The sequence below is a fragment of the Noviherbaspirillum saxi genome, assembly GCF_003591035.1.
Classification (GTDB): Bacteria; Pseudomonadota; Gammaproteobacteria; order Burkholderiales; family Burkholderiaceae_D; genus Noviherbaspirillum; species Noviherbaspirillum saxi.
This window is the reverse complement of sequence record NZ_QYUO01000001.1, coordinates 743,063-754,504: the sequence shown is the minus strand read 5'-3', so window position 1 is coordinate 754,504 and position 11,442 is coordinate 743,063. Positions and strand designations below refer to the sequence as shown.

The window sequence follows — 11,442 nt, the reverse complement described above, 5'->3', positions numbered from 1 at the left end:
CTTACTTTCTTTGGCGAAGCAAAGAAAGTAAGTGGCCCGCCGGGGCCAGTCCCGGCTAGCCCGTCCGAAGAACGAAAAGAACCGAATTACCGAAGAGCGAAAACCTTACCCCAACTGCCCCAACAACGTCTCAGCATTCGAAACCTCAAACTTCCCCGCATGCTCCACATTCAGCTGCTTCACCACCCCATCTTCCACCAGCATCGAATACCGCTGCGACCGCGTCCCCATACCAAACTTGCTGAAGTCCGCATCCAAGCCCAGCGCCTTCGAAAACGCCGCATTCCCGTCTGCCATCATGCGCACGGTACCGGTAGCCTTCTGATCACGCCCCCAGGCACCCATCACGAAAGCATCGTTCACCGAAACGCACCAGATTTCATCCACGCCCTTGGCTTTTAGATCAGCCGCATGCTGGATATAACCCGGCACATGTTTGGCGGAACAGGTCGGTGTGTACGCGCCCGGCAATCCGAAAATGGCAATATTCTTGCCCTTGGTCAGCTCGCTGACGTTGAAGGTATTCGGGCCGAGTGAGCAGCCTTCCGATTCGACTTCGATAAATTCTGAAAGGGAGCCTTCCGGCAGGCGATCACCGATCTTGATGGTCATGATGTGTCCTCGTATTTGATGTGATGTGGCGGTATTGCCATGGCGCTAACGCCAATAAAAACGCCGCGCCGCCCGTTTTCACGAGGGGCGCGGCGTACAGACCGCAGTATGCCTTGTTATTGCCTTTTCTGCACCGGCGCAAGTATACGCCGGCTATTTCGACTCAGTCCGCCTGCTTGCGCAGGAAGGCCGGAATGTCATAGGTTTCCATGCCATTCTTTTCCAGCGCGCGCACGGTATCCGACGCGGATTCGCGACGCCATACCGCCGGCTTGCTCAAGCCTTCGAAGGAACCGCCAGGCTGGGCCGAACCGTGATTCATCATGCCGGTGCTCTGCATGATCGGCTCGTTGTGCGTGCCTGTGCGCAGGACCGGTGTCTGGACCAGCTGCACGTTCTTGCGCGAGCGGCCCAGGCCGGTGGCGACCACGGTGACGCGGATATCGTCGCCCATGGAGTCGTCGTAGGCGATGCCCTGCGCAATCGACGCGTCCGGCGCGGCGAAAGCACGGACCGTCGCCATGACTTCCTTGATTTCCTTACCCTTCAAGCCACGGCTGGCAGTGACATTGACCAGCACACCGCGCGCACCGGACAGGTCGATGCCGTCGAGCAGCGGCGATGCGACGGCCTGCTCGGCCGCAATACGTGCACGGTCGACGCCGGACGCGGTTGCCGTACCCATCATTGCCTTGCCCTGCTCGCCCATGATGGTCTTGACGTCATTGAAGTCAACGTTGATGTGACCCGGCACATTGATGATTTCGGCGATGCCAGCCACCGCGTTGTTGAGCACGTCGTCGGCATGCTGCAGCCATTCGATCATGCTGTCGTCTTCGTAAATCTCTTCGAGCTTTTCGTTGAGGATGACGATCAGCGAATCGACGTGCTGGGACAATGCTTCCAGGCCTTCGTCGGCGATTTCCATGCACTTCGCGCCTTCGTAGGAGAAAGGCTTGGACACGACTGCAACAGTCAGCGCGCCCAGTTCCTTCGCCACTTCGGCCACGATCGGTGCGGCGCCGGTGCCGGTGCCGCCGCCCATTCCGGCTGCGATGAACACCATGTGCGCGCCGCGCAGTGCATCAACGATGCGCGTGCGCGATTCTTCGGCCAGCTTGCGGCCCACTTCCGGCTTCATGCCGGCGCCCAGGCCGGTTTCGCCGATCTGGATGACGTTGTTGGCCTTTGAAGTCGCCAATGCTTGCGCGTCGGTATTTGCGGCGATGAATTCCACGCCGGACACGCCCTTATTGATCATGTGTTGCACTGCATTGCCGCCCGCGCCGCCAACACCGACCACCTTGATCACCGTGCCCAGGTTTGCGTTATCGATCATATCGATTTCCATGATGACTCCCTTAGATGATGATGCAGTTTTCAGTCGTTAGTCACCACGCGGTGTGGCGACTAGCAACTGCAAACTGCGTTCTTTGCAAATGACGATTTTTGATTTTAGAAATTACCCAGGAACCACTCTTTCATGCGTTGCCATACCGCTTTCACCGAACCATCCTGGCGGGTGACGATATGGCCGCGCAAGTACTGCTTTTTTGCTTCCAGCAACAAACCGAGCACGGTGGAATAGCGGGGGCTGCGTACGACATCCGCCAACTGGCCGCTGTACTCGGGTACACCCAAACGCGCCGGCTTGAGGAAGATGTCTTCCGCCAGCTCTACCATGCCCGGCATCATTGCCGAGCCGCCCGTCAGTACCAGTCCTGACGACAGCACTTCTTCATAGCCCGACTCGCGCACCACCTGATGCACGAGCGCAAACAATTCTTCGACGCGCGGCTCGATCACCGCCGCCAGCGCCTGGCGCGACAGGCTGCGCGAACCGCGATCGCCCAGTCCCGGCACTTCCAGCGATTCGCCCGGATCCGCCAGCACCTGCTTGGCGACGCCGTAGCGCAGCTTGATTTCCTCGGCTTCCGCCGTCGGCGTGCGCAAGGCCATCGCGATGTCGTTGGTGATCTGGTCGCCCGCGATCGGAATGACCGCAGTGTGGCGGATCGCGCCTTCGGTGAAGATCGCGACATCGGTGGTGCCGCCGCCGATGTCGATCAACACCACGCCCAGTTCCTTTTCATCCGGCGTCAGCACCGCGTCGGCCGATGCCATCGGGTGCAGGATCAGGTCGGATACTTCAAGACCGCAGCGGCGCACGCACTTGACGACGTTCTGCACCGCCGAGACCGCGCCGGTCACGATGTGTACCTTCACTTCCAGCCGGATGCCGCTCATGCCTATCGGCTCGCGCACGTCATCCTGGCTGTCGACGATGAATTCCTGCGGAACCGTATGCAGCAACTGCTGATCGGTCGGGATGTTGACCGCCTTCGCGGTTTCGATCACGCGCGCCACGTCGGTGGCGGTGACTTCCTTGTCCTTGATGGCCACCATCCCGCTCGAATTGAAGCTGCGGATATGGCTGCCGGCGATACCGGTATAGACGTTCCTGATCTTGCAGTCGGCCATCAGCTCGGCTTCTTCCAGTGCGCGCTGGATAGACTCGACCGTCGCTTCGATGTTGACCACTACCCCCTTCTTCAAGCCCTTGGATTCGTGCTGCCCGAGTCCGATGACTTCATGCCTCCCGTTTGGCATGACTTCGGCGACCACGGCCACGACTTTCGAGGTGCCGATGTCGAGGCCGACGATCAGGTTTTTTGCGTCTTTTGTCATATTTATCGCTTCGCTTGTTTCGCTTTTTTGCTATCCGTTCCGAACTTCACTCCCGGTGCCCGCAGAGCCAGGCCGTTCGGGTAACGCATGTCCACACTTTCCATCTTGTCCTGCAGACGGGCGGCAAGCTGCGGATAAATTCCGATCAGCCGGTCCACGCGGTCTTTCACGGTCGTCTTGCTCTGCTCGCGGCCCAGTTCCACTGTCAAACCGTTGTTGAGCCTGACGGTCCATGCGTAGCGGCTGGACAGTTGCAGCGCATCGGGCTCCAGCTGGATAGGCTTGAACCAGTCCTGCAATTCTCGGTAGCGCATAACCACTTCCTTCTCGCTACCTTCCGGTCCGGCGAACTCGGGCAACTCTCCATCTTCTTCCGCCTCATCCAGATTGGCCGTGAAGATATCGCCCTTGATCGACACCAGCCTGCCGTCATCACCCCAGGTGCCCAGCGGCATATGCTCTTCCACCTGCACGATCAACTTGTTCGGCCACTCGCGCCGCACACTGGCCTTGCGCACCCAAGGCACCGCTTCAAACGCCTGCCTGACCGCATCGAGATTGGCGGTGAAGAAATTGCCCTTGATGCGCGGTACCGCAGTCGTGCGTATCGTCGAAGGATTAACGTGCCTCAACTGCGTTCCGTCGACAGACTCGACCTGAATACTTCTCAGCGTAAACATCGGCCGGTTGGCCACCCACCACAGGCCGGACGCAAGCAAGCTCAACACCAGCAGGCCTAGCAAGGCGCTGGTGGTTGCGTTGAGCGTTCTGACGTCATGCCACATGGTGATCCGGCTCTTTCCTTGATTGTCTTAAGCGGGTTTCCAGTCTTGCGACGGCTTCAGGTCCAAATCGGCCGAACGCAAGATTTCCACGCACAAGTCTTCATAGCTGACTCCCGCCGCCTTGGCTGCCATCGGCACCAGCGAATGTCCGGTCATGCCGGGAGAAGTATTGATCTCCAGCAGGAAGGGTTCGTTGTCGGCCGCACGCAGCATGAAATCGACGCGCGCCCAGCCGGAGCTGCCGACCGCATTGAAAGCACGCACGGCGATCGACTGGATGCGCTTGGTCAACGCGGCGTCGAGCGGTGCCGGGCACAAATACTGCGTGTCGTCGCTGAAATACTTGTGTTCGTAATCGTAGTTGCCCTGCGGTGCACAGATCTCTACGATCGGCAACGCGCGTGCATGGCGCCCGGTACCGAGCACCGGCACGGTCAGCTCGCGTCCGGAAATGAATTCTTCCGCCAGCACGACTTCGTCATACTTCGCGCACAGTTCGAAACCGCTTTGCATGTCGGAGTAGCCAACCACCTTGCTGATGCCGATGGTCGAGCCTTCATGTGGTGCCTTGAGCATCAGCGGCAATCCGAGGTCGTCCGGCACCTTGCGCAACTCTTCCAGCGTCGCATCCTTCGAGTCGAGCACGCTAAAGCGCGGCGTCGGCAAACCATGACTCAGCCAGATACGCTTGGTCATGATCTTGTCCATGCCGATCGATGAAGCCATCACGCCCGAGCCGGTATAGGGGATGCCGAGCTGTTCGAGCACGCCCTGCAATGTGCCGTCTTCGCCATAGCGGCCATGCAAGGCGATGAATACGCGATCAAACTTTTCCGCAGCCAGTTCAGCGATGCTGCGCTCGGCCGGATCGAAACCGTGGGCATCGACACCCTTGCTTTGCAGTGCCTTCAGCACGCCGCTGCCGGACATCAGCGAGACTTCGCGCTCGGCGGAACGACCGCCGAACAGCACGCCGACTTTTCCAAATTCTTTTTTCAAATCTGTTGCATTCATGATTAATCCTGTCAGCTCGTATGAGCCAGCTTGCCGGGCACACCACTGATCGAACCAGCACCCATGGTGATCACGACATCGCCATCTTTTGCCATGTTGATGATGGTCGCGGGCATTTCTCCAATGTCTTCAACGAAGATCGGTTCTACTTTGCCGAGGACGCGCAGCGCATGCGCGAGCGCGCGTCCGTCGGCCGCCACGATGGGCTGCTCGCCGGCCGCATAGACTTCGGCCAATACCAGCGCGTCGGCGCTGGACAGCACCTTCACGAAGTCTTCGAACAGGTCGCGCGTGCGGGTATAACGGTGCGGCTGAAAGGCGAGCACCAGCCGGCGACCGGGATAGGCGCCGCGCGCGGCTGCCAGCGTGGCCGCAGTCTCTACCGGATGATGGCCGTAATCATCAACCAGGGTGAACGAACCGCCGTCCGGCAGCTTGATGTCGCCATGGCGCGTGAATCGGCGGCCCACGCCGTTGAATTCACGCAAGCCCTTTTGTGTTGCACTGTCGGCCACGCCAACCTCGCGCGCGATTGCAATCGCAGCGCAGGCATTTTGCACGTTGTGCATGCCGGGCTGGTTCAGATGCACGTCGAGTGGTGGATAGCCGTCCTGCAGCACGGTGAATTCCATATGGCTGTCGACGGCCTTGGCATTGACCGCGCGCACCTGCGCATCCTGATGGAAACCATAGGTCAGGATGGGCTTGGAAATGAAGGGCATGATTTCGCGCACGCTGGGATCGTCGATGCACAACATGGCCACGCCATAGAACGGCAGGCGCTGGGTGAATTCGACGAAAGCCTGCTTGAGTTTGGCGAAGCTGTGATCGTAGGTCTCCATGTGGTCGGCATCGATATTGGTGATGACTTCGATGCACGGCGACAGGTTGAGGAAGGACGCGTCCGATTCGTCGGCCTCGGCGACAATGAAGTCGCCCGCGCCCAGCTTGGCATTGGCGCCGGCGCTATTGAGCCGGCCGCCGATCACGAACGTGGGATCGAAGCCGCCTTCGGCCAGCACACTGGCGACCAGGCTGGTGGTCGTGGTCTTGCCGTGGGTACCGGCAATCGCGATGCCCTGCTTCAGCCGCATCAGTTCGGCCAGCATGATGGCACGCGGAACAATCGGAATATGCTTGGCGCGGGCCGCGATGACTTCCGGATTGTCGTTCTTGACAGCGGTCGAGGTAACGATCGCGTCGGCGTTCTGCACGTTCTCGGCGGCGTGCCCTTGCGTGACGCGCGCACCGAGTTCGGTCAGGCGCTGTGTTGCGGCATTGCTGCCAAGGTCGGAGCCCGATACGGTATAGCCGAGGTTGAGCAGCACTTCCGCGATTCCGCTCATGCCGGAACCGCCGATGCCGACGAAATGGATGTTTTTGACTTTATGTTTCATGCTTTATTGACACATTCTTCAAGGACGTTCGCGATGGCTTCATTGGCCTCGCGACGGCCGCGTCCATAGGCGGCTTCCGCCATGGCACGGCATTTTTCACGCGTGATCGACTGCAGCAGGACCATCAGTCGCTCCGGAGTCAGTTCCGCTTGCGGCAAATGAATCGCGGCGTCTTGCGCGGCCATCCATTGCGCATTGTCGCGCTGATGCGATGTGGTCGATGCGACCAACGGCACCAGTACGCTTGCGACGCCGGCGGCGGTCAGTTCCGATACGGTGATCGCGCCCGCCCGGCATATCACGAGATCCGCTTCGGCATAGCGGCGCGGCATGTCGTCGATGAAATCGACCACTTCCGCCTGTACCTTTGCGCTTGCATAAGCATTGCGCAATACATCGATATGCTGCTTGCCGGACTGATGGGTCACGATGGGTCGCGACGCTTCCGGGATGCGCGCGAGCGCCGCCGGCAGACAGTCGTTCAAGGCTTTCGCGCCAAGACTGCCACCGACGACCAGCAGCTTGAGCGGACCGGTGCGTGTCGCATAGCGCAGCGATGGCACGGGCACATCAATGATTTCCTGGCGTACCGGATTACCGGTGACAAGTGCCTTGCGCGCGGCACTGCCGAAGTCGGCTGGAAAACCGAACAGCACGCGTTGCGCCGCCGGCGCCAGCGCCTTGTTCGACAGCAGCAACGCCGCATCGGCATTGATCAGCACCAGCGGCACGCCGCGCAGTTTTGCCATCACCCCGCCCGGTACGGTGACATAACCGCCCATGCCGAGCACGACGTCGGGCTTGCGGCGGCCGATGATATTGAAGCAGGAAGCAAAGCCGCCCACCATCTTGAACGCGCCGCGCACGGTATGCTTGAGACCCTTGCCGCGCAGACCGGCGAAGTCGATCGAATCCATCGCCACACCATGCCGGGGCACGATATCGCGCTCCATCCCATGCATGGTGCCTAGCCACGACACTTCCCAGCCGCGCGCCTTCATGGTTTGCGCAATCGCCAGACCGGGGAAAATATGACCGCCGGTGCCGGCCGCCATGATCATCAGCCGCTTGGTATGCGTGCTCATATCCGCCCTCCCCGCATCAGCACACGGTTTTCGTAGTCGATGCGCAACAGGATCGCCAGACCGACACAATTGATCAGCACGCCGGAACCGCCATAACTCATCAGTGGCAGGGTCAAGCCTTTGGTCGGCAGCAAGCCGAGATTGACGCCCATGTTGATGAAGGCCTGCACGCCGATCCAGATGCCTATGCCCTTGGCGGCAAGGCCGGCAAAGGTCAGATCGATCGCAATCGCCTGGCGACCAATTTCAAATGCGCGCTTGACGATCCAGTAAAACATAGCAACGACCACCAGCACGCCGGCGAAGCCAAGCTCCTCGCCGATCACGGCCAGCAGGAAGTCGGTGTGCGCTTCCGGCAGATAGTGCAGCTTTTCCACGCTGCCGCCCAGGCCGACGCCGAACAGCTCGCCGCGCCCGAATGCAATCAGCGAATGCGACAACTGATAGGCTTTGCCCAGCGCATTCTCTTCGTTCCAAGGATTGAGATAAGCAAAAATCCGCTCACGGCGCCATGGCGACAGCAAGATCACCATGGTAAAAATACCGACCAGGGTCGCGCCGATGCCGCCGAACCAGATGCCGTTGATCCCGCCCAGGAACAGAATGCCCATGGCGATACAGACGATCACGCCGAACGCACCCAGGTCCGGTTCGAGCAGCAGCAGCAAACCGACAAATCCGATCGCAACCGTCATCGGCAAAAAGCCCTTGGTCAGCTTGTGCATGTATTGCTGCTTGCGCACGGTGTAATCGGCGGCATACAGCACGACAAACAGCTTCATGAGTTCCGACGGCTGCAGGTTGAACACCTTGAACGACAACCAGCGCCGCGCACCATTGACACCTTTGCCGATGCCGGGCACGAGTACCAGGACCAGCAACACCATGGTCGCGACAAAAAGATAAGGCGCAAGCCGTTGCCAGGTTTCGATGCGCACACGGAATGCGAAGAAACCGGCAATCAGGGCCACGCTGATGAATGATGCCTGACGCAACAGGAAATGCGAATTCTTGTAGCTTGCGTACTTCGGCGAATCCGGCAACGCGATCGATGCCGAGTACACCATGACCATGCCGAACAGCATCAGCAATACGACCACCCATGCCAGAGGCTGGTCGTAGTCCATCATCTTCGAGCGTTGCACCACGCCGGGAATCGGCGTCTTGGCCGATGAAGAAGAGAATGACGGCATTGCAAACTTCATGCGATGACCTCGCCACGCGACAAGGCAAGTTCACGGACAGCGTCGATGAATACCTCGGCCCGATGTGCATAATTCCTGAACATATCGAAGCTGGCGCATGCCGGCGACAGCAATACCGAATCGCCGATATGCGCGATGCCGGAGACCGCCTGTACCGCTTCTTCCAGCGTTGCGCAGTCGACCAGCTCGACCGAAGTCGAAGCGAGCACCGCGCGAATGGCCGGTGCATCCTTGCCGATCAATAGCACCGCGCGCACATACTTGGCGATAGGTTCGGCCAACGGCGAAAAATCCTGCCCCTTGCCGTCGCCGCCGGCGATCAGCAGCAAACGATTGCTGCCCTGACCGACGCCGAGGCCTTTCAGCGCGGCCACGGTGGCGCCCACGTTCGTACCCTTGCTGTCGTCGTAGTAATCCACGCCGCCGACATTGGCCACCAGTTCGACCCGATGCGGCTCGCCGCGATATTCGCGCAAGCCATGCAGCAGCGGCGCCATCGACAGGCCGATCGCGCGGCACAGCGCCAGCGCAGCCAACGCATTTGCAGCATTGTGCTGGCCGCGAATCTTGAGCGCATCGGCCGGCATCAGACGGTTGGGGATGATCGGGATTTCGATGTTGTCCTTCTTGCGCCGACGCTTTTCGCCTTCTTCCGACGCAATCGCGGTGGACAGCCATTGCATGCCATTCTCGTCAGCCAGGCCGAAGCAATCGGCATGATCCGGCTCGTCGGTGCCGAAGGTAATCACGGGCGTCATCGGCGCTGCCATCTGCATCACGCGCGGATCGTCGCGATTGAGCAGGCGGATGGTTTGCGCGCCGAAGATGCGTGCCTTGTCGGCGGCATAAGCGTCCATGTCGCCATGCCAGTCAAGATGATCCTGGGTCACGTTGAGCACGGTAGCGACATCGGCCTGCAGGCTGTAAGTCGTGTGCAACTGGAAGCTGGACAATTCCAATACCCATGCCTGCGGCAGCTCATTCTTGTCGAGCGCTTCACGCAATACATCCAGCGCCGCCGGACTGATGTTGCCCGCAACCTGGGTCGTCAGGCCAGCACGACGGCACAGCATGCCGGTCAGGCTGGTGACGGTGGTCTTGCCATTGGTACCGGTAATCGCGATGACCTTGGGCGCGTACGCCTGCGATTCGCGCAACGCAGCCAGCGCCTGCGCAAAGAGTTCGATCTCGCCCCACAGCGGCACATCCTTTTCCCGTGCAGCCGGAACGATGTCGGCCAGTTCGCGTGTCGGTGCAAGGCCGGGACTGACCGCAATGAAGTCCATGCCTTCGACCAGCGCAGCGGCGAACGGACCGCTCATGAATTCAGCGGTTGGCACGGCGGCGCGCAGCGCAGGAAGACGATCCGGTTCGGCACGCGTGTCGGCGACGCGCAAGCTAGCGCCGCATCGCGCGAGCCACAATGCCATCGCCAGACCGGATTCACCCAGCCCGAGAACGAGAACCTGTTTTCCCTGATAGTCCATTAGCGCAGCTTCAATGTAGACAGACCAAACAGCACGAGCATCATGGTGATGATCCAGAAGCGGATCACTACCTTGGTTTCTTTCCAGCCTTTTTGTTCAAAGTGGTGATGCAGCGGTGCCATCAACAGAATGCGACGGCCGACGCCATAGCGCTTCTTCGAATACTTGAAGTAAGCGACTTGCAGCATCACCGACAGCGTTTCGACAACGAAGATGCCGCCCATGATGAACAGGACGATTTCCTGGCGCACGATGACCGCGATGGTGCCAAGCGCGCCGCCGAGGGCCAGTGCACCGACGTCGCCCATGAATACCTGTGCCGGATGCGCGTTGAACCATAGGAAAGCAAGCCCTGCGCCCGCCATCGCACCGCAGAAAATGATCAGCTCCGCGGCACCCGGGATATAGGGAATGAACAGATACTTGGAATACATTGCGCTGCCAGTCAGGTAGGCGATCAATCCCAGCGCCGACCCCACCATCACGGTCGGCATGATGGCAAGGCCATCAAGGCCATCGGTCAGGTTGACTGCATTGCTGGTGCCGACGATGACAAAGTACGTCAATGCGATGAAGCCCCATACACCCAGCGGATAGCTGATGGTCTTGAAGAACGGGACGATCAGGTCAGCCTTGGGCGGCAGGTCGAGACTGAAGCCGGACTGCACCCACTCCATGAACAGTTGCAGCACCTTGGTATTGGTCGGTGCCGATACCGAGAATGCAAGATAGATCGCCGCGGCGACGCCGATCAGCGATTGCCAGAAATACTTTTCCTTCGACGACATGCCTTCCGGATTTTTGTAGACGACCTTGCGATAGTCATCGACCCAGCCGATCGCACCATAGCCCAGTGTTACAACCAGCACGACCCAGACGAAACGATTGCTGAAGTCGGACCAGAGTATGGTCGAGATACCGATGGACAGCAGAATCAAGGCGCCGCCCATCGTGGGCGTGCCGGTTTTGATCAAATGCGTTTGCGGACCGTTTGTGCGCACAGCCTGGCCGACCTTCAGACGGGTCAGCATGCGAATCATGGCCGGACCGGCAATCAGTCCGATGACCAGCGCGGTAAGCGTGGCGAAAACGGCACGAAAGGTGATGAAGTTGAAGACCCGCAGTGTTCCGAGATCCTGTTGAAAATATTGTGCCAGCCAAAGCAGCAT

At 59.7% G+C, this 11,442-nt stretch carries 10 protein-coding genes; all 10 read right to left on the bottom strand.

The features are described 5' to 3' along the window. Positions 1-105 precede the first annotated feature (105 nt). Entirely contained in the window at positions 106-612 is a 507-nt protein-coding gene (locus tag D3871_RS03685) for a peroxiredoxin (protein ID WP_119767670.1), read from the bottom strand. Between the two features lie 163 nt (positions 613-775). Beyond that, complete coding sequence (ftsZ, locus tag D3871_RS03680) at positions 776-1,963, bottom strand: cell division protein FtsZ (RefSeq protein ID WP_119767669.1); 1,188 nt, start codon at positions 1,961-1,963, stop codon at positions 776-778. A 104-nt stretch (positions 1,964-2,067) separates the two neighbouring features. Further along, positions 2,068-3,300 (bottom strand): cell division protein FtsA, encoded by a 1,233-nt coding sequence (ftsA, locus tag D3871_RS03675; RefSeq protein WP_119767668.1) that lies wholly within the window; start codon positions 3,298-3,300, stop codon positions 2,068-2,070. A 2-nt stretch (positions 3,301-3,302) separates the two neighbouring features. After that, positions 3,303-4,085, bottom strand: coding sequence for a cell division protein FtsQ/DivIB (locus tag D3871_RS03670; protein ID WP_119767667.1), 783 nt, complete (start codon positions 4,083-4,085; stop codon positions 3,303-3,305). A 27-nt stretch (positions 4,086-4,112) separates the two neighbouring features. Then, complete coding sequence (locus D3871_RS03665) at positions 4,113-5,099, bottom strand: D-alanine--D-alanine ligase (protein WP_119767666.1); 987 nt, start codon at positions 5,097-5,099, stop codon at positions 4,113-4,115. Positions 5,100-5,110: 11 nt separating this feature from the next. Further along, positions 5,111-6,496, bottom strand: a complete 1,386-nt coding sequence (gene murC, locus D3871_RS03660) for a UDP-N-acetylmuramate--L-alanine ligase (protein WP_119767665.1) — start codon at positions 6,494-6,496, stop codon at positions 5,111-5,113. Beyond that, entirely contained in the window at positions 6,493-7,581 is a 1,089-nt protein-coding gene (murG, locus tag D3871_RS03655) for an undecaprenyldiphospho-muramoylpentapeptide beta-N-acetylglucosaminyltransferase (protein ID WP_119767664.1), read from the bottom strand. The genes murC and murG overlap by 4 nt, the downstream gene beginning before the upstream one ends. Next, positions 7,578-8,786 (bottom strand): putative lipid II flippase FtsW, encoded by a 1,209-nt coding sequence (gene ftsW, locus D3871_RS03650; RefSeq protein WP_119767663.1) that lies wholly within the window; start codon positions 8,784-8,786, stop codon positions 7,578-7,580. The genes murG and ftsW overlap by 4 nt, the downstream gene beginning before the upstream one ends. After that, a complete protein-coding gene (gene murD / locus D3871_RS03645) occupies positions 8,783-10,273 on the bottom strand; it encodes a UDP-N-acetylmuramoyl-L-alanine--D-glutamate ligase (RefSeq protein ID WP_119767662.1) in 1,491 nt (496 codons plus the stop codon). Before murD ends, ftsW begins: the two co-directional genes overlap by 4 nt. Next, positions 10,273-11,442, bottom strand: coding sequence for a phospho-N-acetylmuramoyl-pentapeptide-transferase (mraY, locus tag D3871_RS03640; RefSeq protein ID WP_119767661.1), 1,170 nt, complete (start codon positions 11,440-11,442; stop codon positions 10,273-10,275). Before mraY ends, murD begins: the two co-directional genes overlap by 1 nt.

What these genes read in the sequence shown, in the direction of transcription:
- murG (WP_119767664.1), bottom strand. Translation starts at nt 7,581, where the DNA reads ATGAGCACGCATACCAAGCGGCTGATGATCATGGCGGCCGGCACCGGC.
- D3871_RS03670 (WP_119767667.1), bottom strand. Translation starts at nt 4,085, where the DNA reads ATGTGGCATGACGTCAGAACGCTCAACGCAACCACCAGCGCCTTGCTA.
- ftsA (WP_119767668.1), bottom strand. Translation starts at nt 3,300, where the DNA reads ATGACAAAAGACGCAAAAAACCTGATCGTCGGCCTCGACATCGGCACC.
- D3871_RS03665 (WP_119767666.1), bottom strand. Translation starts at nt 5,099, where the DNA reads ATGAATGCAACAGATTTGAAAAAAGAATTTGGAAAAGTCGGCGTGCTG.
- ftsW (WP_119767663.1), bottom strand. Translation starts at nt 8,786, where the DNA reads ATGAAGTTTGCAATGCCGTCATTCTCTTCTTCATCGGCCAAGACGCCG.
- mraY (WP_119767661.1), bottom strand. Translation starts at nt 11,442, where the DNA reads ATGCTGCTTTGGCTGGCACAATATTTTCAACAGGATCTCGGAACACTG.
- ftsZ (WP_119767669.1), bottom strand. Translation starts at nt 1,963, where the DNA reads ATGGAAATCGATATGATCGATAACGCAAACCTGGGCACGGTGATCAAG.
- murD (WP_119767662.1), bottom strand. Translation starts at nt 10,273, where the DNA reads ATGGACTATCAGGGAAAACAGGTTCTCGTTCTCGGGCTGGGTGAATCC.
- D3871_RS03685 (WP_119767670.1), bottom strand. Translation starts at nt 612, where the DNA reads ATGACCATCAAGATCGGTGATCGCCTGCCGGAAGGCTCCCTTTCAGAA.
- murC (WP_119767665.1), bottom strand. Translation starts at nt 6,496, where the DNA reads ATGAAACATAAAGTCAAAAACATCCATTTCGTCGGCATCGGCGGTTCC.